The following is a 26,312-nucleotide window of genomic DNA, read 5'->3' as shown; positions in this document are numbered from 1 at the left end:
TAGTTCCGCCTTTTGCGAGAGGCGGAACTTTTTTTAGTCGGTGATTATATGCAGCTTAATTTAGATTTAGACGGAATTGAATTTCATTTTCGTGTTAAAACTATAGAAAAAGCACTCTTGAAAAATGGAATGTTGAATGGTGCAAAGTTGATTTGACCATTCATTCCGAAAATTGGCTTAACTATCAAACATCATCAGAAATTCTATTAGCTTGTGAAGTTGAAGAAATTCGTGATAAAATTTCTGATTTACTTGAGGATAGCATCAAATGAAATCATTTATCCTCATTCAGAAGCAGGGGCAATGGTGATCTTGCAGCCGGTGTTTTCATCGAAATCGCTGACTGTGATCGTGATGCCCGGATCGACCGTCCGGTCGCCGTTTTCATCGTACCACGCAAAGCCGCTTGTCTCATTGTTAATGACTTTGCCGTCATTGAAAAACATATTGTTGTAGTTGATGACACGCAGCACGCGCTGCTTCTCGTTGGTGCGATCATAGTATTTGCTGTTGATACGCCATTTCAGCGACACATTGCTGCCTTTCTCGTAGAGCTCGGCATTGCAGTGGAGCACGCGCACGCCGCCTTGCCGGAACAGGCAAAGCCGGTTATCCCCGGCGAACATCGTTGAATTGTTGACAGTGGGGGTATTGAATTCGACGATGAAATATTCGCTGTGGAAGCCGTTCAGATCGCCGCGCGGGATGAGCACACAGTTCGGCGTATCCTGCATCGTTTTCAGCTCATAGGTCTGGGTGCCGCCGTTGTAGATCTGCACCTCATTGCCCTTGAACCACCCGTACATCAGCTTGGAGAATGCCGAAAAATCGCCGTCGGCATCGTCCATCATCTCCCAGCCGGTCAGACCAGTCAGACCTTCCTGATCGTGCGGGTTGTTGGTGATAACCTTATAGTAGTCCGGCAGCCCCATCGCGTGACCGAGCTCATGGATCCATGTTTTGTTGAATTTGGTGGTGTAACTCGCATCGCTTGCGCCGATGCACATTTCGGTCGGCTTGACGCCGTCATGCTTTGCATAGCCGTAATAGGGGCCGGAGCATGGAACCCAGTCCTTTTTGCCGTCAGCGTTGGCATCTCGGCTATTAGCCTCCTTCGGCAGCACCAGAACGACGGTATCAAGAATGCCGTCCTTGTTGAGATCATAATCATTGTAGTCAATGGTATCGTCCAATGCTTCAAGGACCTCATCCAGAAGATCGTCGCGTGTGCGGTGGTCGACTTTCCGCGGATCAGTCTGCATATAGGCATCTATCTCATATTTGGCAGTGTAGGAGTAGACCTTGCCGGTCATATTCAGTCTGCCGTAGGAAGCGCGGGAATAGTATCCGCTGATGCTTTCCAGCGGATACTTCGGAGACTGTGGGTCTGAGGGCCCGAAACACATATTTTGCAGTTCATCTGCGGAGTACTCTTGCTGTGCGTCCGGGAAGCTGAGCGCGATCATCAGCACACGCGATTCCCCGACACAGGGCAGGGGCGGACTGACTGCGCTGATAGGCGGCGGGATAAGCTCGTTTTCATCTATTTTGTCTTTCGCAAACAAGGCTCGCTTCATCAGGCAAAGATCGAACACATCTAATATCTCATCCTTGCTGAAATCAGCTGCTTTCCAATCAGCGAGATCAGTATCAGGAACGGCAAGCAGCCATTTCTGGAGCAGCACCACATCTTCTGTATCAAAACTGCCGTCAGCATTAACATCGCCGCTGATGTATGTGCCTTCGATGTGAGTATCAGATATCGTTTCAGCAAAAACTGTCTGTTCATTTTGAGCGTTATAGCTGTTATTTGCAAGCAGCATCGCCAAAGTCATGACTCCGGAAAGGATACAGGCTATGCCCTTGAGTGATCTGTTTTTCATTATAGTAACCTCCTGAGCTGTCTACATAAGTTCTTTGTGTGTATTTTCTGATGCTGCGGCAGATGCCGCGGTCAGGAATCAGTTTTTCTTCGGTTGTAGGTTTATTATTTGTAGTCAGGCTTCTTGTCTATTCAATATAGTTATTATAGCACAACCATAGTCTGTTTTCAAGAGACCATACTGACAAAGCTTACCGCTCAGGATTTGAGTCCCGAGCGGTAAGCTTATCAAGGTAACAGATGCAAATGATTCTTCTGCGAGCTACATCTATATGGTGCAAACGGAATTGTAGTATCCTGCAATTATGACGAGCTCAACCAGCTCATTTCGGAAAACGGCACTTCATATCAGTATGATGACGCGGGAAATCTTAGCTCCGACATATATGATTATCTGACATAAAAGTCAGGATATAAAACTTTATGATGCGGTATTGGCAAAACTGATAATTTGTGCTATACTGATGACAGAGAATAAAATGCAGAGTCGGGCAAAAAGTCCATGTAGGCCGGAACTGTGGAAGGGACTGAAAGCTGATGGGAGATGACTTCTGCGTATCATGTATGTGAATGACTGACAGCGTGAGATGATGATACAACTTGTTCCTGCAAAATATATATTATGAGCTGTCGGAAGACCCGAAACAAAAGAGTTTCTGGTCGGGATCGTATTTCCGGAGGTGATTGGGATGAAAAAGCGTTTTATCTTTTTTTCTGTAATTGCTGCGGCTGCACTTATGTGCGGCAATATCCCTATAGTTGTGGACGCCGAAGGCTTCCGCGATGTAAATGTTGCAACTGCAGATGAGCTCCATGCGGCTCTTGCAGATGCAAAGCCGGGAGACAGGATAGTTCTCGCTCCCGGTACCTATCAGAATGACGTATGGAAGGGCAACTGGGCAGCATTCTTTTCTGAGGCAAGCGGTACAGCTGCACTGCCTATTACTATTTGCAGCGCAGATCCCGAAGATCCTGCGGTGATTTGCGGAGTGACGCAGGAGAATAAGATCGCTCTCCATATTATGGGTGAATACTGGAATATTGAGAATATCATCGCCTGCGAGGCCGGAAAGGGCATCGTTCTCGACAAAGCAAGCCATTCGACTATCACGGGCTGCGAGGTATATAATATCGGCTCTGAGGGCATACATCTCCGTGATAATACCAGCCGCTGCCTTATTGAAAACTGCTGTGTCCACGACTGCGGAACTGTAAGTCCACAGTACGGTGAGGGCATATATATCGGCAGCGCAAAGGGCACTGAGGAGTACGGCTTTGACTGCCATTACAATACAGTCAGAAATTGCAGGATATCCAATGTAGGGGCGGACTGCGTTGACATAAAGGAGTATACACTCGGCACTCTTGTAGAGGACTGCACCTTTGACGGCTCAGGCATACAGGGAAAAAACGGCGCGGACAGCTTCGTGGAGGTAAAGGGAAACGACGCGATAATCCGCAATAATATAGGATACCGGAATGGCAATGATAAGGTGCTGTATGCGGTAGATCTGTATATGGCAGTGGAAGGCTGGGGGCAGAACAACCGTATCTATGACAATATGTTTTACATGGATACCGATGAGATAACTCTTGTTAAGGGATGGAACTGCGCTTCCTATGCGTTCAGGAATGGCAGCGAGCCGGAGTGTACTGCCGTAACGGGCAACAAGGTGACAGATGTGCTGGATATTTCCATGAAAGGTGATGTGAACGCAGACGGTCTGCTGGATAAGACCGATGCAGAGACCCTGCGGGACTTTCTTCTGGCAAAGCCTGTACATGGCTGTATATCATGGAAAAACGCTGATGTCTGTGAAGACGGAGAGCTCGATGTATATGATATGTGTATGCTGCGCAGAGAGCTTTTGTCGGACGAGTGCCCTGAGGCGAAGTACTATGTGAACTACAACATGGAGGACACCGGAAAATGGCGCTTTACAGACGGTCTGGGCGGACATACTCTCCATGTGAAGCTGAAAGCGGCTCCCGATTGTGTAGTGGACGTTGGCTGGGGGTACTGGGATCCTGATTTCGTAAACGGGGAAACAGGCAAAACCGGCAAGTGGATACAGTTTTCCCTTGGTAAAATTGAGCTGAACGGAGCAGGGGAGACAGAACTTGAGCTTGAATTCCCTGAGTCTGTCACAAGGGCAGATCTGGAGATCTGGAACTATCTCAATGGTTCTGAAAAACAGGATAAGAACGGAGTTTCACTGGTGGAGGCATGGTTCCGCAGCGCTCCTCTGTTTGTCGGTGCGTCCGCTCAGTCTGAGGAAAAGTGACATAAAGTCAGATTATCTTCATGCTCTGATAAGAATAAATACATGAAGTGTTAAGATCGCCTTCTTCTGCTTCAGCTGCGGCGCCGAAGTTTTTAACGGCATTTACCATGGCAATGGCTCTGTTCATATAAGAAAGCTGGATATTCAGCGAGATGAGCATATCCGATATATCTGAATCGGCAGAGCTGATATCTATATTGGGTGAAGCTCCGCCTGCTGTGCCGTCAGAGATCATGAACGAAGCTATGCCTGTTTCGGGTTCCATGGCAATATATGAGGTTCCTGTCCAGTCGCCGATGGTGATCAGCTCGGGGATAAGGATAACGAGCTCATCGTTGTCCGCATGGCTCTTTACAGCTTCCTTGATATAGTCGTCTATGCTGCATTCCGCAAGCACAGAATCTGCATTTTTAGCTGTGATGTAAACAGGAGCAATGTCGTTTTCGGCTGCGGCAGCCATTACGGAAAGAGTTGATACACATGGCTGATCGGTGCCTGTGATCTCAGCCCATATACTGTCCTCAAAGTTTGACTCTGACATTCCTGTTTCAAGGTTGTACTACCTGACCTTGTTCTTATCGCCGTCAAGGCTTACTGATGTAGTGCAGTTGTATGCAACATCTATGAAGAAATGACCTGTATCAAGGAATTCGCTGTTGATACCGGCCTTCCTGATACCGAACTGATATCCCGTTACAGCAACTGCAAGATGTCTTGACGAGCTGATATTCTCCATGGCTGCATAGACCTGATTCTGTGCATCGCAGAGTGTGAAGTAATATCTGCCGGCGTAGCCTGCTATGGCTCCCAGCACATCAACGGGATACACTCCCCCGGCGCTTTCCTTTTCAGCGGCGGCCTTCAGCTTTCCTTCGGCGTATTCACCCTCGACAGATGATATTACGTTCAGGTCAAGGTTAAGGGCGTATACGGAACCGCTCACAAGCGTGCTGTCAAGTTTTACGGTATTCGGGGTATTATCATTTACATATGTGGTCATTGTCTGGCATTCTCCCAGATGGCAGCTGACCTTTGATCTGAACTTCTCATCTCCGACAGTCACCACAGGAACCACATTAACGCTTGCCGCGGGAACCTCTGTTATCTTTTCATAGCTTTCTATGACCTTTGCGTCTGCATCTGTGGCAGGCTCATAGGAGATGTTGATGTACCTTCCGTACAGATCGGCCACAGGTATATCCAGCAGTGTTTCCTCTTCAATGCTTATTGAGATTGTCTGCTTGTCGGCGTCCTTTACTGTATTATACCGTTCGCTTATTTCCTGTACCTCATATGTCAACGTAATAATTGCTGTTTAATAGGATTAATTCTGCAGTTTTGACATTTCTTACTGTTTTGAATTGAATATGTGATGTTTTTTGTTTCAGGGCAATGAATCATCATATGCCGGCTTTATGTTTGTCTGTAATGCGCATAATAGGAACATCATCTGTATCCGTGGTCTGGACCGAAGCTGTATACAGCTTTGAGTCAAGCGGAGGATATACCGGATCCAGAGAGAAACTATTCGATGGATAAGGTCTGACATATCACATTTATTTATTTTTTGATATCAATGGTGGATATTTTTATGTGAAGAAAAGTCTCAAATGACATGATGCTGCACTTCAGATGTATTATTTTTGTTGAAGCCATTGGCGGATCGCCGAAAAAGTCAACAAATGAGCATTGTTTTTATTGACATCAGACAAAAAAGATGATATACTTTTTACATGGATTGTTATATCCGAAACATGATACAGGAGGTATGCTATTATGAAAAGGACAGCAGTTATTAAACGAACGGCGGCAGGTATCATCGGTTCTGTTTTTTTATTTGGCTTTGCAGGAGGAGCTATACCATCGGCAGCTCCTGTTATTGCAGCGGAAAACGATGTTACATATCCCGATAATTACAACCCGGAAACCGGTATGTATGAATATGAGTTCCTTGACGCCTATATCTGCAATGTCGATATATGGGAATACGATATCTCAATTGAGCTTATCCCATCAAGAGGCAGCAATCACTTCAGCTATGATGACAGGAAGGAGATACATCTGTCTTCATATCCGGCATATACGGACTCGGGCGTTGTGGAGCGGGCAGTATGGTTTGCAGATGAAAACGTAAATCTTGCCCATGAGCTGGAGCCTGAATCAAGAGTGAATATCAAATTTGCTGCATATACCGAGTATGATGATATTACCGATGCCAGCGGGTACTGGGGCAGTCACCGCAACAGAGATTATTTTGTGAGCCGTATCCTCTCGGTATCGGATCCCAATGAGCATATCTACGGCGATATAAACGATGACGGTGTTATCGATTCCTTCGACATCGTCACCTACCAGAAGTATATCGCAGGCAATCTCTCCAATAAGCTCACCTCGGATCAGTTCCTGAATGCCGACGTCGACATGGATACAGAGATAACCGTGGACGATATGCAGCAGGTAAGAGATTTTGTTCTGGGCAGCGTGAAGGATTTCAACGGCGCTTCAAATATAGGAAGTATCCGCCTTGACAATACAGTTACGGTGCAGGCAGCAGAAGGAAAGGATATCGATGATGACTTCGCCAAGGCCGAGATGGATTTCGGAGTTGATCTGCTGAAGAATTGCTATGAGGACGAGGGCGATAATAAAGGCAATCTGCTTCTTTCACCGCTTTCGGTTTCCTCCGCACTTTCAATGACTGCAAACGGTGCTGACGGCGAGACTCTGGAAGAGATGGAAAAGGTGCTGGGAAGCGGTCTTTCCATTGATGATATCAACAATTACATGGCTAAGTATATCAGCGGACTTCCCGATGAGAAGAAAGAAAAGGTCTACCTTGCAGACTCTATATGGTTCAGGGACGATCCTACGTTAAAGGTGCTCGATGAGTTCCTGGAGACCAACAAGAAGTACTATAATTCCGAGATCTATAAGAGTCCCTTTGATACAAGCACGGTCAAGGACGTGAACAGCTGGGTAAATAAGAATACCAAGGGAATGATACCCACACTGCTCAGAGAAGACAGTATCAAATCAAATGCAATGATGATGCTGATAAATACACTTTACTTCGAGGCAGAATGGGCAAGTCCGTATACCTATTCAACTGACGGCGAATTCACTGATCTGGAGGGCGGTAAGCATCCCATCAAGCGTCTGGACAGCAAGGAGTATATGTACTTCGACCTTGGCAATGCAGATGCCTTTAAAAAGAATTATGAAAACGGTAATTACAGCTTTGTAGGTATCCTTCCTCATGAGGACGTTGACTTTGACACCTTTATCCGGGAGCTGGACGGAAAGACTCTTGTTGACGGTTTGAAGGAATATGAGGATCCCGACACGGTAGATCTTTATGTAATGATCCCCAAGTTCAAGTACAACTACGACAAGTCCCTGAAGGAGATACTCAAAACGCTGGGAATGGAGAAGGCATTTGATGTCGGGGCTGCCGATTTCTCAAGAATGAACGATCTCACTGTTGAAGGAGCACTTCCTCTCTACATAGACGATGTGTTGCACAAGACCAAGATCGAGGTAACGGAAAAGGGCACAAAGGCAGCTGCGGTAACATCTGTAAGCATGGGTGCAGGTGCCGGAATGCCTATTGAGAAGAAAAAGGTCCATATCGAGCTTGACAGACCCTTTGTCTACATGATAGTCGATAAGAACAACGTTCCTCTGTTCATCGGTGCAGCTACCCAGCTTGAGGAAAAGTGATACATTTCATAAAGGGAACCTGTTTTATAGCCCTCATAAGAATAAATACAAAATCTCTCCCAGGTTATACCTGGGAGAGATTTTATTCTGTTATAGTGCTTCAAATATGTGTTGTATTCCGAGATACAGTTTAGAGCAGCTTCTTGTCAACTCATCAATGAAGTAATATCGCTATCGGAGATATTCTGGCAGATAACACAGCAGCTGCACAGCTGCTGGTCAGCTCAGATATGCAGTAAAAATCAGTATTCAAAGAAAACCGGGGTTATACCCGGTTTTCTTTTGTTATGGAGGAAGCTCCGTTTCAGTTCGCATTTTTTCAAAATGCCTTTCACTGTTTTGGGAGCGGATTTCTCATATTTTTCATGGTTATCCGCAGATTTATCGGGATCAGTGACATAGTTCATTATAAAAGGGATAATGAATTATGGCTGACGCTGAATGTCATTAATAACATCATTCGGCGCGCATGACTTGTGCAGTAATCCCGATGCCCTGAAATTATTCACAACATATTCATTGACTTTCACAGGAACAAGTGCTATAATATATTTGTGGATCATATCAGAATTGTTGTCACTTATAGTGACATAATAATACAGGAGGTACTTATGAAACACTTATCTTTGGAGAAGCTTGCCGAAACTGTTATAAGCAGGAGAAAGTCAATAGGTATGTCACAGACTGCTCTGTCTGAAAAGACCGGTATCAACCGTACAATGTTCACAAGGCTTGAAAGCAGGGATTACAGTCCTTCTGTCGATCAGCTTCTTGCACTGTCAGAGGTCCTGGACTTCGACTATAAAGACCTTTTTGTTGACGACGAAGTTGCTGCAGCTCCTGTGGAGCGCAGGAAGATCGCTGTTGCAGGTACAGGATATGTCGGTCTGTCTCTTGCAGTTCTGCTTGCACAGCACAACGATGTTACAGCTGTGGATATCATACCTGAGAAGGTGGAGCTGCTTAACAATTGGACAAGTCCAATTCAGGATGATTATATCGAAAAGTATCTTGCGGAACATGAGGAACGCAAATTGTCTCTCAAAGCAACAACAGACGGAGAATCCGCATATAAGGAAGCTGACTTCATAATAGTTGCAGCTCCTACAAACTATGATCCTAAGACCAATTTCTTTGACTGTTCGGCTGTAGAGTCGGTGCTTGAGCTTATCAAGAAGGTAACAGCAAAGAAGAAAAACAAGCCAACAGTTGTCATCAAGTCCACTATTCCTGTCGGTTACACAGTACAGGTGCGCGAAAAGCTGGGCATGGACAACATCATTTTCAGCCCTGAGTTTCTCCGTGAATCAAAGGCGCTCTATGATAACCTCTATCCCAGCCGTATCATAGTCGGTTCTGATGATAACAACAGAGAATCGGCTGAGGAATTTGCAGATCTTCTTCAGCACGGCGCCATAAAGACCGATATCCCTGTACTGTTTATGGCAACTACGGAGGCGGAGGCGGTAAAGCTCTTCGCTAATACTTACCTTGCCCTCCGTGTAAGCTACTTTAACGAGCTTGATACCTACGCAGAAGTAAAAGAGCTGAATACAGCCAATATCATAAAAGGCGTTTGTCTTGACCCGAGAGTAGGCGACTATTATAACAATCCCTCCTTCGGTTACGGCGGTTACTGTCTGCCAAAGGATACAAAGCAGCTCCTGGCAAACTATCAGGACGTTCCGCAGAATATGATGTCTGCGATCGTTGAATCAAACAGAACACGAAAGGACTTCGTGGCTGATCGTATACTTGGTATAGCAGGCGCTTACAGTTATTCTGAGGGGGCATATAACCGTGATAAGGAAAAGGAGGTCGTCATCGGAGTATACCGCCTCACTATGAAATCAAACAGTGACAACTTCCGCCAGTCCTCCATACAGGGCGTTATGAAGCGTATCAAGGCAAAAGGTGCAACAGTCATCATCTATGAGCCTACCCTTGAAAACGGAAGCACATTCTTTGGCTCTCTTGTTGTCAACGATCTGAAGAAGTTCAAGAAGAAGTGCGGCTGCATCGTGGCAAATCGTTATGACAGTGTGCTTGATGACGTGGCAGATAAGGTATACACACGAGATATTTTCAAGAGAGACTGAGAACAGAAAGATTAACATAACGAAAGCTCCCTGAGTTGTTCCTCAGGGAGCTTTTTTCAATGTTTTTTCTGTACAGAACTGCTTGTTAATGACCCTCTATATTGCCGGAGAATGGTGCGTGCTTACGCAGAAAAAAGAGGTATTCTCCTGCTTTATCAGTCCCTTTGACATAGCAGTCATTCCCTTTGCAGGACTTGCTGAGTTTATTCTGAACTTCAGAAAGGGACAGATCAGAGGTGAAAGTGATGCGCGTCAGGCAGTCCACATGATTTCCTGTACCTGTGGTATTGCCGGTTTCGGATTCAACGGATATGATCTCTGTATTGGGGATTGTATCAATGATCTCACGGCGCAGGCGGTTTGTCTGGATACCTGTCGAGGCGTGATTGACGATCATACCGAAGACTTCAAAGAATATCAGCAACAGCGGTACGGCAAGTATGCTTATAAGAACTTTTTTATGTGTTTTCATAATTAACTCCTTGACTCAAACTGTGTGATCTGTGTTTTTTAAGCAATAAAGCCTGCAGATGCTCCATAGGTACAGGATATCATATTTTTCATGGTTTGTCCCCGATAATTACGCATAAACTTCTATATAAGCACCTCGGTTATACCGGGGAGAGCTTTTATTCTGTTATGGTGCTTCAAATGCGTGATGCTGCCCTGAAGATCAGTGACAATCGCAGCAGTCCAGGCATAAACAGGCTGCGTAATAAGTCTTGGGGCCAAATATTCCGTCAACCTTTAAAAGCGGTATTCCTTCTTTTTTGTATACGCTGTTTACATAGTTCTGCAAGTCCTTAACACGCTGTTTTGTCTTTTTACCGTAAATACCGTCAACTGTCAGAGGCTCGCCCAGGTACCAGTTGTATTCTGAGATATAGTTTAAAGCAGCTTGTATCCACTTTACTTTATCGCCTCTGCTTCCGTAGCCTATGCATTCGTTAGAGTCTGGCATAGTGTAACGCCAAACATCAGTATCACCGGATGCTGCCGTTGCTGTTAAGTTTGTTTCAGTGTTAGGTGAGAGAGTTTTTGTAATGGCTGTACCTGTTCCGAGGAGAGTGAATGCCATTGCGATTGCTGAGATTGTTTTGATAGTGTGTTTCATTTGTGTTACATCCTTTGCATAGTATTTAAGGCAAATGATTCAGCCTTATGTGCATATAATATCATAAATAGTTGTATTCGTCAAGTGTAACTTAATATGGAATATAATCGCTGCTGTTTTACCTGATATTGGTTATCAGGGGGACGTCAGAAACGCAGGACGGCTTTTATTATGAAAGCATCTTGAAATTTATGTTAGTATATGCTATAATCATATTATCAGTTTGCGTTCACTAACAGAAATAAGGAGGAATCAGAATGACAACGACAGTTGAATTCAGGGACGTGGTGAAAATTTACGGTAAGGGCGAGGGAAAACAGGTCGCAGTAGATCATGTAAGCTTTACTATAGAAAAAGGAGAATTTGTTGTTATCCTCGGACAATCGGGTGCCGGAAAGTCCACTGTGCTGAATATGCTGGGAGGAATGGACGTACCGACTGAGGGAAAGGTCATTGTTGACGGCAAAGAAATATCCTCATATAACGACAGGCAGCTTTCGGAGTACCGTGCGGATACAATCGGTTTCATATTCCAGTTCTATAATCTTCTTCCCGGACTTACGGCATATGAAAACGTTGCTCTTGTCAAGGACATAAAGAGATCTGCGCTCAGCGCGGATGAAATGCTTGAACGTGTGGGACTTGCCGATCAGAAGAACAAGTTTCCGACGCAGATGTCAGGCGGTCAGCAGCAGAGAGTATCTATTGCGAGAGCTCTCGCCAAAGATCCGAAGATAATCCTCGGAGATGAGCCCACAGGAGCACTTGATTCGGAAACGGGAAAGCTTGTTATCGACCTTCTGCAAAAGCTTTCCACAGAGCACGGAAATACGGTGATCCTTGTTACTCATAATGCGGATATCGCAAAGTGTGCGAACCGCATAATCCATATGAGAAACGGCAGGATAAAGTCTGTAAAGACCAATGAAAATCCGCTGTCCGTGAACGATATCGAATGGTGAGGTGCAGGTAATGTTAAGACGTAAAATGCTCCGTGACATCAGGGCAAACCTTGCACAGTTCTTTTCGATCATGCTGCTGTCGCTTATTGCCATGTGGTGCTATACGGGATTTCAGGCAAATGTCATCGGCGGTAACAAGGCGAGAGCGGATTTTGAAAGCGGTTCAAACTTTGCCGACGGCTGGATATACGGTGCGGATTTCAGCGAGGAACAGGCAGGAAAAATTGCTGATATCAGCGGTATCAAAGAAGTTCAGCGGCGCACTGAGGTGCTCGGAAAAGCCGATGAAAAATACAACACTGCGGAAATGTACTGTTATTTTCAGGCCAACGCAGATGTAACTGTGCCGCGTACAGTTGACGGTGCTGATTTCAATGCAAATGATGAGGACGGTTTGTGGCTGTTCAGCAGATTTGCCGAAACATGGGGGATAAAAGTCGGTGACAAATTTACAGTCCATGCAATGGGACTTGATATTGAAAAAGAGGTGAAGGGACTTATCGTAACTCCCGAATACGAATTTGCCTGCGCCTCGACTGATACCGATACGGACTTTCATAACATTGGATTTGCCTATTTATCGCAGAAAGTCCTGCCGGAGGAAATGCGTGTCAACAACGAGATCATCTTTACCTGTGACGGCAAAGCGCTCGGCTATGAGGACGATATCGCAAATGCTCTGGATGATAATTATGCTTATCTTGCTGACAGGAACAGTATTCGGGGCTGGTATCAGCTTTCGGACGAGCTTGCACAGCATGACAGCTTTTCGTACATATTCTCCTTTGTATTTGTTGCGATCGCGCTTCTTGTTATCATAACCACAATGAAACGTATGATAGCACAGCAGAGAACGCAGATAGGAACGCTTAACGCTCTCGGCATGAAAAAGCGGAAGATACTGTTCCATTATCTCAGCTACAGCTTTGTGCTGTCGGTAACAGGCTGTGTGCTTGGTATTATTCTCGGTGTGCTGACCTTCGGCAGACTCATGGTTAATATGTTCAGTCAGTTCTACACGCTTCCCGACTGGCAGCCGGGATTCAGTTATAAAAGCGTCATTGTTGCGGCGGTTCTTGTTCTTATCTGCACAGGAACTGCATATTTAAGCTGCAAGCAGATACTGAAGATACACCCGTCGGAGGCGCTCCGACCTGCGGCTGCAAAAACTGCAAAGCCCTGTATTTTTGAGAAATTGCCGTTCTGGAAGAAGCTCGGTTTCAATGTAAGGTATAATCTCCGTGATATATCGCGCTCGAAAATGCGTGCGTTTATGGGCGTTTTCGGTACCTGCATGGGCATGATGATAATGGAGCTGGGACTTGGCGCTTATGATACGGTCGATTATGTCCGTGACTGGTATTTCCGCGATATCCAGAATTATGAGTATCAGGTCATTCTGAATGACAGCTGCACTCCCCAACAGGCGGAGGATCTGAAAAAGGAAACTGACGGCGAGCTTGTGGCTATGGAGGCTGTATCCATTGCTGCAAAGGATCATCCGACCTCTGACGGTATCATAAGCTGTAAGCTTGCAGTTACCGAGGGAGAACAGCTCTACTGTGTATCCGATACGGAACTGAACACTACACCTATCCCGAAAGGCACAGTTGCTCTTACTATGAAACAGGCGAAAAAGCTCGGGCTTTCAGAGGGAGACAAGGTGTACTGGAAAACTGCAACAGGCAGTAAATGGAACGAAAGCAGGATAGGACGGATCTCACGCCACCCGAATATAACGGGTATCACCATGCTGCGTGAGGATTACGAAAAGGCGGATATGACGTTCCGTCCTGTAATGCTGGTATCGAAGAACAACTGCGAAAAAGCTGCCGGTAATGAATGCGTTTCCGCTGTTCACAGCATGAAGGACCTTATCGCGGCGTTTGACAAGATGATGGAGATAATGAACCTTCTCGTATATTTCATGGTGGTATTCTCGGTTCTGCTGATAGTAATAGTTCTCTATAATTCGGGAAATCTTTCATTCAATGAACGCGAAAAGGAGTTCGCGACCCTTAAAGTTCTCGGCTTTAAAAGCGGCGCCATACGCAGGCTGCTTTCCACGCAGAATCTGTGGCTGTCCATCATCGGAGTGATATGCGGACTGCCCCTCGGACGTGTGCCTTTGCAGGCTATGATGGACTCAAACGGCGACGCTGTGGACTGGCCGTGCTATATTGCGCCCACAACGTATATTATCTCGGCAGTATTTGTAATGACGGTATCCGTGCTTGTCAGCTTCATGTTCTCACGCAGGATAAAAAGGATAGATATGGTAGAAGTCCTGAAGGGCATGGAATAAACCTCCTGCAAGCAGTCCGGAGCGAATGTCTCACGGCAGCTGTATTACGGGACTTCCGTTGGGTGCGGCATATGTTATCACTGTCATTATGCACTAAAGAGTGATAGCCGATATGGCTAAGATGCCGAAAATAAACTCCCCAGTCAACAAATCACGCCTGAAATGACACATATATAACAGAATGTCATTTAAAGGGGGAACCGCTCATGAAACGACTGTTGATCACACTGGGAGCCTTTAGCATGATCCTTGCGTCCTGTGGTGTTGAAGCTGCCGATAATACGGAAAACAGCCTTGCCGCAGCAGATCAGGTTATCGGGATTGCCGCAAATGAAATAATCACTGCTGCCAGGGCCGAAGAACCGGATACCGATCCCGACTGTGTTGAAGAAGGCTGTATTGCAGTATTTCACGGCGGCGTCGGGGAGCAGACTTATGAGACTTATGTCTATAAGGACGATAAAGGGTTCAGCTATGTAAACGTAGTTTCGACCACGGTCTCATGGGGAAGCCCTGTATGGGAACAAAGGAAAAAGAGCAGAGGCAGCGGAAAGACCAGAGATGAAATAATAAAAATAGCTGAAAACCATGGCGCTGACAGCTTCGTAACATTTCCTGATGACAGCAATCCTCATAGTATCAATGAGTTTATGGATATGGATTTTGAATAATTGCATAAGTAACGGTGGCAGGGCAAGTATGCCTATCGGCGTTTTTTCGTATATCGTATTAATGATAAAAGCCGGTAGCCCCCCTTAAAATGACTTGATTTATGTTATTGTGCACTAAAAAACTGCTGCTGATATGTGCAAACTGCCGAAATCAAATCATTGATGCAACATATCATTCATTTTGCGTCACATATATAGTAAGCAGAACGTTTTGTAAGGCAGGGAAAGTCAATATCTCTGCTATAAAACAATATCGGAGGAATAATATATGAGAAAGTATACAAAAGCAATAGCCGCACTCCTGGCTTGTACAGCTGCTGCCGGTTTGACTTATGCTTGTTATGAGGAGCATACACCATATGAAGGAGGAATGATGAGCATTGACGATTATACACGCATCACACAGGAGACAACATCATCTGCGGACAGCAGTCAGACAACAACTACTACAACGGAAGCAGCGTCACTTGCCGTGGAAACTACAATAACTGACGCAATTGAAAAATAAACACAGCCCCCCTCGGAGCTTTTTTGCTTTAATGTCAAGAAGTGACAAATGTCACTATTTTATTTACAAATGTCATCTTGTCAAATGAACCTCTTTGGTGTATAATAATATGTATCAACTAATAAATGCCGTTTTCAACTCAGCAGCAGTTATAATCAACAAGTAACCATATCAATATTCTGTCATATATAGCACAATAATGCATTGACTTGCGGTATAATTCGTGATAGAATATACTTATGATTTTTCTTTTTTACAGAGCTTTGATTTTATGCTTTGGGGGCGGTTTATATGAGAGGTTCATTCGGTACATATTTCACTGGCAGGTATTCTGTATACAGCACAGGCTATAACTGCGCCCTTACGCACAGTAAATAACAAAAAACAGGCACTTTTCGGTCAGCACAGGAGCTGACCGCAGGTGCCTTTTTATATTATTATGGTCATTACCGCTGTGCGGCAGGACATAAATAATATATTTAGGAGGTAGTTATGAAAGAACACACACAAACACAAAAGCGGATATCACTTGCCGTGATATTCACAATGCTTACGGCGCTGCTTCTTATGGCCGTAATGCTGCCGAACCTCAGACCTGTTAAGGCGGAGGCAGCTACAAATTATAATATTTGGGTAATGGGTACACAGGTGACAAGCACCAACGAGAATGACGTAACAGGCGGAAAGACAGCCGCAAAGTTCACCTATGATCACAACACAAACACTCTTCATATCACACAGCGCGGCAATAAATCTCCTGTTCTTCGCCCTGTGGGCAGCGGCGGTTCAGGCGAAAGCATTATAAGAACATATAGGCAGGATCTTAACCTTAGCATTGACTGTAGTTATGTAAAATTCATTTCAGATGACGACTCGGGAGATTATGCTAATGATCCTATGCATATTGACGGCAAGCTGACAATCACAGGCGGCAGGCTGGATATCGAATCCATATCGTTTGCGTGTATTGAAGCCGATGAATTTTATTTCGATGACGTAGAAGTACATTTTAAGGGAAATATTGCTCTTGCTCCTTACAATGATTATATCAGAAATGTCCATATCAACTATTCAACAATTACTGCTGACCTTTCGGATTACTTCATTTATTCTTTCAGTGAGGAAAAAGAATGGTGGGCTAGTCAGCTTACTTATGAGGTAAAACTAAATGGCTGCCATATAACTGATCCTGTTAACGGCTATCTTGATTATACATATGATTATAGTGATTATAGCAGGTATTATTATGTAGAGAACAGTAAGGGTATTCGCATGAATGATTTCACTATTTCCCCCGATGCTCCCCCTGTAGAAGTTTACGATGGCTTAAAGGTATGCGGTCAGGAAGTAAACAGCGCAAACAAGGACGATATCCTGGGCGGCGGTGAATTCAGCTATGACCCCGATAATAAGGTGCTCTATGTAAAGAAAAGCTACCGTAAAGTTCTGGAGGGTAATCCTTCTGTGATCGAAAATACAGGCATAGACGGCCTTACGATCAACACAACGGGTACAAACTGTGAAATCAGCAATACAGGAGACGGCGTTACAAATCCCTGTGTCAATATCTCAAAGGATACCACATTCAAAGGCAATACTCTCAGAGTTTATGGTGATTTCTACGCTGTCAAGGTAAACGGCAGCGCCAAGCTGACGCTGAATTCATCTATGTCTATATATGGTAATGATTACGGTATCTTCGGAGGCAGCAGTGCTTCTCTTGCATTGAATTCAAAAAATATCTATATCAATTCAAGCAACAAAAACGCAGCAGTAAGGGGCTTCAAGACCATTACTATCCCCGATTCCGTTACTATCAAGGATATGGTATATTATATCAGCAGCGGTATCAGAAAGGGAAAGACAGCAAGCTCACCCTATGCGACTTCGATCACCACAGTTATTAATGAGAAGTATGACCTGTGGATAAACGGTACACAGGTAAGAACAAGCAATCAGTATAATCTCCTCGACGATGGCGACGGTTCATTCGGCAGCGGCTCGATGTATTTCTATCAGTCCAGCCCGCTGAATATCCTTGTTCTCGACGGCAAGGGCAAGACACTCAATGTAAACTCTATCAAAAGCCAGATGCCGAACTTCTATATTGTTACGATGTCTGATACCACTCTCCACTCCAACAATCTGTCAAGCAGTCATGTCGAATTATATACCAATACACAGGTAGAGGGCTCCGGAAAGCTCACTGTAAACAATATGCGCGCAAATGACTGCGATCTTACTATCAGTAATGTGGATCTTCAGGTAGGCGAAGACGGAACAGACGGAAGCTCTTATCTTGTTATTAACGGCACAGGAAACATTTACATCAAGAACTCAAATGTCTATGTAAACAAGGTGCTCAGAACAAGCAGCGGTTATATAATCCTTGACGGCTGCTATCTGGCTGCTCCCAAGGACGCAGCTATAAAGACCTATAAGTCAGGTTCAACAAACTACAAAAATGCAGTATGCGTAGGAGACAGCCTTGCATACGGCGCGAAGATCTGTGAGGATGGCACAAAGCCCAAGTTCACCAACAACTCAATGACTCTCGGCGGCAGCATCAGTCTTAACTTCTACGCCGACCTGTCAACACTTCCCTCTACAAGATATGCCGATTCATACGTTGAGTTCGAGGTATGCGGCAAGAAGCAGACAGCTAAATTCGACCCCAACAAGATGAATACCACAAAGACCACATACGGCTTCACCTGTATGCTGGACTCAGTTTCCATGGCAGACCCCGTAAAGGCTACTCTCTACTACTACGACAATAACGGCACATTACAGTCCATAACAACTACATCTACCGCAGAGAGCTATCTTGAAAAGTTCAACTCCAGCGACCCTGCTAAGCTCTGGGAGCTCATCAAGAGCGTAAACGATTACGGCTTCTATATGCAGAAGTACCTGAGCAAGCATTCAGGCTCGCCCTGGACCCTCGGCGTTGACCATGTGGCAATGAAGAAGGCTTATGCTTCAGAGGATACTCTCAGAAATCTGCAGAACACATATATATCACAGATGTCCGGTTACCAGAAGAATTCTTCTCTCAATGCGGATATCCAGAAGGTGAACTATTCACTGGCACTTGACGCAGATACAACGCTCATCTTCAAGATCAAGCCCGCAAAGAATTACAAGGGCAAGGTAACAGTTACCGTTAACGGCAAGGCCGCTACAGCTACAAAGCTCAGCGACGGACGCTATCAGGTAACAGTAAAGAACATCTCGGCACATCAGCTTGGCGACAAGTACACCATAGCTATCAAAACAACAAAGGGAACCTCCACATTCGAGGCTTCCGCTCTGTCATACGCTTACGAGTGCATTTCAGCTCCTATAGATGATTCAGAGCTGTTCGCTATGAGCGCACTGTACAGATACTATCTTGCAGCTATCAACTACAAGGGCAAACAGTAAAAGCTTTCAGCCGTTATACGGTTGATATAAATAATCTATAAGGAGGTCTGGAACAATGCAGAAATACGAGAGCCCCGAGCTTGAGATCATCAGCTTCGACGTTGAGGATGTGATCACAACATCCGAAGAGATCACAACTCCCGAGAGATAACGGGAAGCAGCGCCCTCGGAGTAACCGGGGGCGCTGCGCTTTTTTTCCGGCAAAAACCAATAATAAGGAGTGATATTGAAAATGAAAGCTCAATACTTAAAAAAAGCCGCAGCAGCTGTGCTTGCCCTCTCGCTGGTATGCGGAGGCCTGCCTTCTGTTCCCGGCGGCAAAGGCCTGCTGAATCTGCCCTCTCTGTCAGCAAAGGCCGCCTCGTCGGTATCCTTCGACGAAGCAACAGGAACGCTTACTCTAAGCGGAAATGTAGAAAGATCAGAAGTAATGGCATATGCTTGTAATCCAAATGTTACAAAGGTAATCGCCGAGGAAGGAGCTGTTCTCCCCGCGGACTGCTCTGAAATGTTTTTTAGGGGTAATATGATGTTCGGTGATGATGACGATTCGCACTATGAATGGGAAAACCTGACAGAGGTAGATCTTTCAAAGGCTGATTCATCAAACGTAACTGATATGAGCTATATGTTCGCAGACTCTACGTCATGGAGCAATATAAATAAAATTGATCTCAGCAATTTTGACACCTCAAATGTTACAAACATGAGAAATATGTTTTATAACTGCAAGCAGCTTGAAGAAATTGATCTGAGCAGCTTTGATACCTCAAATGTTACAGACATGAAATATATGTTTAGTAACTGCGTTAGTCTTAAAAAGATATATGTAACGGATAAATGGAGCATAGAAAGCCTTGTTGAAAAAGACAACGATATGTTTTATAATTGCCAATCTCTTGTTGGCGGATTCGGTACATCATATTACAAAAACATTGACAGCGCCTATTATGCAGCAATAGACAAGGTTGATGATTACGCTTATTTGACCGATAAAACCGGCAGCGCTTTTTTTGATACATCAACAGGTACCCTTTATCTCAGGGGGAATGTATTAAGGTCAGATGTAGATAAATTCAGAGAGAATCCAGGATATATCAGTAAAGTAGTAGCCGAGGAAGGCTGTGTTCTTCCTGCTGACTGTTCATATTTGTTTTACAGTGATGATGATAAACGTGAAACCTTTGGCCCTGATAATGACATGATTTGGTTAGCTGAATGGTGGTACCTGACAGAGATCGATCTTTCAAAGGCTGATACATCGAACGTAACCGATATGAGTTATATGTTTGGAGGGGACGGCATTTCCACAAAGAATACAATAAAGAAAATTGATCTGAGCAACTTTGACACATCAAATGTTACAAACATGGAAGGTATGTTTGCGGGGTGCCAGTGCCTTGAAGAACTTGATCTGAGCAGCTTTGACACATCAAACGTTACAAACATGAACTATATGTTTGGTGGCTGCACGGATCTTAAAAGAATTTATGTATCGGATAATTGGAACGCAGATGAGACTGACACACATATGTTTATAAACTGTGATTCGCTTGTTGGCGGCTGCGGTACAACATACAGCAAGGATCATATCAGCGGCGACTATGCAAGAATAGACACTAAAAACACTCCCGGTTATTTTACCGATAAGGACAGCAGGGTTTTATTTGACGCATCAACAGGCACCCTTACTCTCAGGGGCAATGTTGTGAAGGAAGAAGTACAGGCATACAAGGAGAATGAAAAAGTCACAAGAATAGTTGCCGATGAGAGCGCTGTTTTCCCTGCTGACTGTTCACGCTTGTTCAGTGCTTATATTTCGGATACAGAAACAGGTTGGAAGAATCTGAGAGAGATAGATCTTTCAAAGGCAGATACCTCAAATGTGACAGATATGAGATATATGTTCAGTTATGCAAGCTCTGTCCAAAAGATCAATTTAAGCGGTATAGATACATCCAAGGTTTCAACAATGGAAGCCATGTTCAATAATTGTAAATCTCTTACAACACTTGATATCAGCGGCTTTGATACATCTAATGTTACAAATATGGACTTTATGTTCTACCATTGCGAGAAGCTTGAATTCCTCGATCTCAGTGGCTTTAATACATCTAAAGTTACATCGATGGGCGGTATGTTCAACTATGCATACTCTCTCAAATCTCTCAATGTTAGCAGCTTTGACACCTCTAATGTAACATATATGGGCGGTATGTTCTATAATCTGAACAGGATTACCTCGATTGATGTCAGCAATTTTGATACATCAAAAGTTACTTATATGGGTAATATGTTCGGTTATTGCCTGCAGCTCAGGAAACTTGATCTCAGCAGCTTTGATACCTCAAAGGTAACAAACGCATATCAGATGTTCACATACTGCAACAATCTTAAAACAGTATATATTTCTGATAAATGGAATACTGATAAGATGACTTCATCTGAAAATATGTTCAATTGCTGCTTCGCTCTCACTGGCAAACGCGGAACTGCATTTGACAGCAACTACACGGACAAGACCTACGCGCGCGACGATACGGTAGATAACCCCGGATACTTTACCGCAAAGAACAGCGCTGTATTTGATGCTGCAACAGGCACCCTTACTCTCAGCGGCAACGTTGTTAAATCAGAGGTACAGGATTTTGCAGGCAACGAAAACGTAAAGAAGGTAGTTGCGGCACAGGGCACTGTTCTTCCCTCTGACTGCTCACATATGTTTGAAAACTTCAAGGCAGGGACTATTGATCTTTCAAAGGCCAATACTGCAAAAGTTTACCTTATGAACGATATGTTCTATAACTGTACATCCCTTTCATCACTTAATATCAGCGGCTTTGACACACACGGTGTTATATCTATGCGTCAGATGTTCCGTGACTGTACATCCCTTAAATCAATCAATACCAGCAGCTTTGATACATCAAATGTTCGTGATATGGGCTATATGTTCTACAACTGCAGTAGTCTGATATCTCTTGACCTGAAGAACTTCAATACTTCCAATGTGAATACACTTTTTGCTACGTTCTGGGGCTGTACAAATCTTACATCACTCAATGTCAGAAGTTTTGATACATCAAAAGTCACCAATATGGCCGGTACATTTGGTAAGTGTGAGTCGCTTAAAATCATCGACATGAGCAGCTTTGATACATCAAAGCTGACTGGCACATGGGAGATGTTTGAAGGTTGTAAGAATCTCAAGCTGATATATGTATCATACAGATGGACTATCGACAATGTAACGAGATCCAACGATATGTTCAAGGACTGTATCTCTGTCGAAGGTGCATACGGAACACACTACAACAGTGCGCACACTGACAAGACTTACGCCCGCGTGGATAATCCGAATGAAGGTATGCCCGGATACTTTATCTATGCAGATACGGTCATACTTGACGAGGATACATTTGTGCTCCACCTCAGAGGAAATGTGGACAAAAATGAATTAAACTCATGGAAATACGTTGAATCGGTAGTAGGCGTAGTTGCGGACGAAGGTGCCGTACTCCCCGCTGACTGCTCGCACTTATTCGACAGCAAGTATATCGATTACTACATGAGCGATTACTATGACAGCTGCTGGATAAACCTGAAATCAGTGGATCTTTCCAAGGCCGATACTTCAAATGTTACAAATATGGGCTATATGTTCAACGAGTGCTCATTCCTCACAAATATCAATCTGAGTGGCATTGACACATCAAATGTCAGAAATATGTCTCATATGTTCTATGGCTGCTCATCAGTTATAGTAAACGTGAACAGCTTTAACACATCGAATGTAACTAACATGGATTATATGTTTGCCCTTAATGGTGAATACTCCTCAATGAATCTCAGCAGCTTTGATACTTCAAAAGTCAAAGACATGAGTCATATGTTCGATAACTGTTGGAACATTAAACAGATCTATGTTTCCGATAAATGGAATACCGACAACGTTACAAACTCGCAGCAAATGTTTTATAACTGCTGGTATCTCCAAGGCGGAAACGGAACCGGATTTAATAACAGCTATATCGATAAGACCTATGCAAGGATAGACGATTTCGAGCATGAAGGCTACCTTACAAATCTGTGCGACATATTTGATAAGAATACAGGAACACTATATCTGCGCGGCTTTATCAATAAGACAGATGTACAGTATTACAGAAGTAATATGAACGTCAAGAAAGTCATTGCAGAAGAAGGTGCTGTTCTTCCTGCAAACTGCTCAGAAATGTTCTATGACTTCCAGGCTGTTTCAATTGATCTCAGCAATGCAGATTCATCTCATGTTGAAAACATGAACAGTATGTTTGAAAATTGTCATGCACTGACAACTGTAGATATGAGTGAATTTGATCTTTCTGCTCTTAAATCAATGACTTATGCATTTTCTGGTGATATGAAGCTTACAACAATATACGTAAGCTCAAATTGGACAATCCCCGAAAATTGCAACAGCTCAGATATGTTCAATCTTACAGAATCTATAAAGGGCGGAAACGGTACCGTATATGATGAAAATCATACAAGCGGTGATTATGCCCGTATCGACAAGGCGGGCCAGCCCGGATACCTGACAGGCAGAAGCTGTTATCTCGACAGGACATCAGGCACTCTATATCTTTCAGGAAATATTGCAGCGTCTGATATCGCTCATTACAAAAACAACAGCAGCGTCAAGAATGTAGTTGCACTGGAAGGCTCTGTTCTTCCTGCGGACTGCTCAGGGCTGTTCATTTCATGTGACTTTGAGAAAATCGACCTCTCAAAGGCAGACTCCTCAAATGTTACAGATACGGAATCCATGTTCAACGCCTGCGGAAAACTTAAAACCGTAGATCTGACTGGTTTCTGTACTTCAAAGGTCACCAAGATGGGCGGTATGTTCTTTGACTGCGGCTCTCTGACATCACTGGATCTCAGCAGCTTCGACACAGGAAAGCTGACTAACACAGACGCTATGTTCTGGAATTGTTCAGCTCTTTCAACTGTTTATGTATCCGATAAGTGGGATATGAGCAAGGTAACAAGCTCTTCAGTTATGTTCACAGGCTGCACATCACTTGTGGGCGGAAATGGCACAGCATTCAGCAGCGGTTTCACCGACAAGACCTATGCCCGCGTTGACAAGGAAGGTCAGCCGGGATATCTCACATTCAGCTGCTGTTCATTTGACAGTGCAACAGGTACCCTGATTCTCAGCGGAAATATCACAAAGAAACAGGTCCGTAAGTATTACAACAATACGGCTGTAAAGAAGGTCATCGCAACTGATACTGCTGTATTCCCCGCAGCCAGCTCGGTAATGTTCCAGGATTTCAAGGCGGAAACCATAGATCTCAGCAAGGCTTCAACTTCAGACGTTACCAATATGGGCTATATGTTTGCAGGCTGCAATAAGCTTAAAAATCTGGATATCAGCAGCTTTGATACCTCAAAGGTCACTAATATGCAGTTTATGTTCAGCGGCACTCAGCTTACAGACATTGATGTCAGCAGCTTCAACACATCTAATGTAAATTATATGGATGGTATGTTCTATAACTGCAAGAAGATCACAGATCTTGACCTCACAGGCTTCAACACCTCAAAGGTCACAAACATGAAGGAGATGTTCTGCAACTGCACAACTATCAGAGCTATAAAAGTATCAGATAAATGGACTACAAATGCAGTTACCAATTCAATAAATATGTTCGCAAACTGTAAGAGACTTGAAGGTGCGAACGGTACAGTATACAACAGCAGCTATACCGACAAGACCTATGCACGCATCGACAAGGCAGGTCAGAACGGCTACTTCTCCGAAAAATGCAGCACATTCGATGAGACTACAGGTACACTCTATTTATTCGGCAATGTCAGCAAGGCAGTTGTAAGTGTTTACTCGGGCAATACCGCAGTTAAAAAGGTCATCGCCCAGAATGGTGCTGTACTTCCCGAAGATTGCTCATTGATGTTCAGCGGCTTCAAGGCTTCGGAGATAGATCTCAGCAAGGCAGAAACTCAGCACACGGCAATTATGTACGGTATGTTCTATAACTGTACAAACCTTAAATCCCTCAATATCTCCTGTTTTGACACCTTTGAGGTCTTGGATATGAACGCTATGTTTGCAAGCTGTTCAGCTCTCACAGAGCTTGACCTGAGAAGCTTTGATACAGAGAATGTTGGTGATATGGAAGGGATGTTTGAAAACTGTTCATCTCTCCGCACTATCTATGTATCAGACAAATGGACAGTAGAAAATGTGTCGTATTCAACAGATATGTTTGCAGGCTGTGTATCACTGGTGGGCGGCAACGGTACAGTTTACAACAGCAGCAAACGCAACAAGAGATATGCACATATCGACAAAGCAGATGATCCGGGCTACCTCTCGGAAAGGATCGCAAAGATAGTAAGCAACTCAATGACACTTGGCAGCAGCATAAGTCTGAATTTCTACGCTGATCTTTCAGTAGTTCCCACAGAAAATCTGAAGAGTACAACGATGGATTTCGTTGTTAACGGCAAGAAACAGACAGCCAAATTTGATATCAAAAAGAGAAGTACTACATCAGGAAATTATTACTTCACCTGCAAACTCAACGCAGTATCAATGGCAGATCCTGTTACTGCAACACTCAAATACTACGATGAGAACAGAACACTTCAGATGGTGACAACAACAGCAACTGCTGAATCATATCTTGAAAAGTTCAACTCAAACGATCCCGCTGCACTTTGGAACCTCATAAAGGCAATAAACGATTACGGCTACTATATGCAGAGATATCTCAGTATTCATTCGGGTAATCCATGGAACCTTGGCGTTGATCATGTGGCAATGAAGAGGGCGTATGTCGATGAAAAAACAATGATAAATTTTCAGAAAAATGCCGCTACGCAGCTTGCGCCATACCAGAAGACCCAGAGACTGAACAAAGACATCTCAAAGATCAATTATTCGCTTGCACTTGATTCGGATACTTCACTTATCGTTAAGATCACACCTTCAAAGAAATATACAGGTCTTATGAAAGTATCTGTTGATGGCAAGGAAACTACCGCCACAAAGCTCAGCGACGGACGCTATCAGATAGTTATCCCGGGTATCTCGGCACATCAGCTTGGTGATGCTCATGTTATAGCTATAGAGACCTCTAACGGTAATTCCAGAGTAATTCTTTCTGCGCTCTCATATGCATACGAGTGTGTAAAGGAGCCTCTCGATGATACAGAGCTCTGCGCAATGATCGCATTATATTCTTACTTCAAAGCTGCGGAGGCTTACAAAGGATAAACTATATACTTCATATATGAAGTTAAGGCTGCGTAACCGGTCGGTTACGCAG

At 44.1% G+C, this 26,312-nt stretch carries 15 protein-coding genes; 10 read left to right on the top strand and 5 right to left on the bottom strand.

The window, feature by feature from the left end; genetic code table 11:
* Nucleotides 1-284 precede the first annotated feature (284 nt).
* Entirely contained in the window at nt 285-1,883 is a 1,599-nt protein-coding gene (locus Q0Y65_RS11445) for a dockerin type I domain-containing protein (RefSeq protein ID WP_297959876.1), read from the bottom strand.
* Nucleotides 1,884-2,168: 285 nt separating this feature from the next.
* Between Q0Y65_RS11445 and Q0Y65_RS15785 the strand changes: the two genes are divergently transcribed.
* Both Q0Y65_RS15785 and Q0Y65_RS11440 read left to right on the top strand, forming a co-directional pair.
* Entirely contained in the window at nt 2,169-2,285 is a 117-nt protein-coding gene (locus Q0Y65_RS15785) for a hypothetical protein (RefSeq protein ID WP_363293551.1), read from the top strand.
* Between the two features lie 286 nt (nt 2,286-2,571).
* Nucleotides 2,572-4,167, top strand: a complete 1,596-nt coding sequence (locus Q0Y65_RS11440) for a right-handed parallel beta-helix repeat-containing protein (protein WP_297959874.1) — start codon at nt 2,572-2,574, stop codon at nt 4,165-4,167.
* A gap of 7 nt (nt 4,168-4,174) precedes the next feature.
* On the opposite strand, the gene Q0Y65_RS11435 is transcribed toward Q0Y65_RS11440, so the two are convergent.
* Complete coding sequence (locus Q0Y65_RS11435; RefSeq protein WP_297959872.1) at nt 4,175-4,708, bottom strand: hypothetical protein; 534 nt, start codon at nt 4,706-4,708, stop codon at nt 4,175-4,177.
* Nucleotides 4,709-4,726: 18 nt separating this feature from the next.
* Nucleotides 4,727-5,467 (bottom strand): hypothetical protein, encoded by a 741-nt coding sequence (locus Q0Y65_RS11430; protein ID WP_297959869.1) that lies wholly within the window; start codon nt 5,465-5,467, stop codon nt 4,727-4,729.
* 476 nt (nt 5,468-5,943) lie between these two features.
* Here Q0Y65_RS11430 and Q0Y65_RS11425 point away from each other — a divergent pair, with 476 nt between their 5' ends.
* Nucleotides 5,944-7,887: a serpin family protein gene (locus tag Q0Y65_RS11425; RefSeq protein ID WP_297959867.1), complete on the top strand. Its 1,944-nt coding sequence runs from the start codon at nt 5,944-5,946 to the stop codon at nt 7,885-7,887.
* A gap of 611 nt (nt 7,888-8,498) precedes the next feature.
* Nucleotides 8,499-9,986 (top strand): nucleotide sugar dehydrogenase, encoded by a 1,488-nt coding sequence (locus Q0Y65_RS11420; protein WP_297959865.1) that lies wholly within the window; start codon nt 8,499-8,501, stop codon nt 9,984-9,986.
* A gap of 85 nt (nt 9,987-10,071) precedes the next feature.
* On the opposite strand, the gene Q0Y65_RS11415 is transcribed toward Q0Y65_RS11420, so the two are convergent.
* Together Q0Y65_RS11415 and Q0Y65_RS11410 are read right to left on the bottom strand one after the other, a co-directional pair.
* On the bottom strand, nt 10,072-10,458 hold the full coding sequence (locus Q0Y65_RS11415) for a hypothetical protein (RefSeq protein ID WP_297959863.1): 387 nt from the start codon (nt 10,456-10,458) through the stop codon (nt 10,072-10,074).
* 201 nt (nt 10,459-10,659) lie between these two features.
* Nucleotides 10,660-11,100, bottom strand: a complete 441-nt coding sequence (locus tag Q0Y65_RS11410; protein WP_297959861.1) for a peptidoglycan-binding protein — start codon at nt 11,098-11,100, stop codon at nt 10,660-10,662.
* Nucleotides 11,101-11,357: 257 nt separating this feature from the next.
* Here Q0Y65_RS11410 and Q0Y65_RS11405 point away from each other — a divergent pair, with 257 nt between their 5' ends.
* From Q0Y65_RS11405 to Q0Y65_RS11380, 6 genes are all read left to right on the top strand, one after another.
* Entirely contained in the window at nt 11,358-12,062 is a 705-nt protein-coding gene (locus Q0Y65_RS11405; protein ID WP_297959859.1) for an ABC transporter ATP-binding protein, read from the top strand.
* 10 nt (nt 12,063-12,072) lie between these two features.
* A complete protein-coding gene (locus tag Q0Y65_RS11400) occupies nt 12,073-14,367 on the top strand; it encodes an ABC transporter permease (RefSeq protein WP_297959857.1) in 2,295 nt (764 codons plus the stop codon).
* A 206-nt stretch (nt 14,368-14,573) separates the two neighbouring features.
* Complete coding sequence (locus Q0Y65_RS11395) at nt 14,574-15,038, top strand: hypothetical protein (RefSeq protein ID WP_297959855.1); 465 nt, start codon at nt 14,574-14,576, stop codon at nt 15,036-15,038.
* Nucleotides 15,039-15,306: 268 nt separating this feature from the next.
* Entirely contained in the window at nt 15,307-15,546 is a 240-nt protein-coding gene (locus Q0Y65_RS11390; RefSeq protein ID WP_297959853.1) for a hypothetical protein, read from the top strand.
* A gap of 492 nt (nt 15,547-16,038) precedes the next feature.
* A complete protein-coding gene (locus Q0Y65_RS11385; RefSeq protein ID WP_297959851.1) occupies nt 16,039-18,972 on the top strand; it encodes a hypothetical protein in 2,934 nt (977 codons plus the stop codon).
* A gap of 232 nt (nt 18,973-19,204) precedes the next feature.
* Nucleotides 19,205-26,260 (top strand): BspA family leucine-rich repeat surface protein, encoded by a 7,056-nt coding sequence (locus Q0Y65_RS11380; RefSeq protein ID WP_297959849.1) that lies wholly within the window; start codon nt 19,205-19,207, stop codon nt 26,258-26,260.
* Nucleotides 26,261-26,312 lie beyond the last annotated feature (52 nt).

The organism is uncultured Ruminococcus sp. (genome assembly GCF_947301925.1).
In the GTDB taxonomy this organism is placed as follows: domain Bacteria; phylum Bacillota; class Clostridia; order Oscillospirales; family Ruminococcaceae; genus Ruminococcus.
The sequence above is the reverse complement of the archived record's forward strand: the minus strand, read 5'-3'. Positions and strand labels throughout refer to the sequence as shown.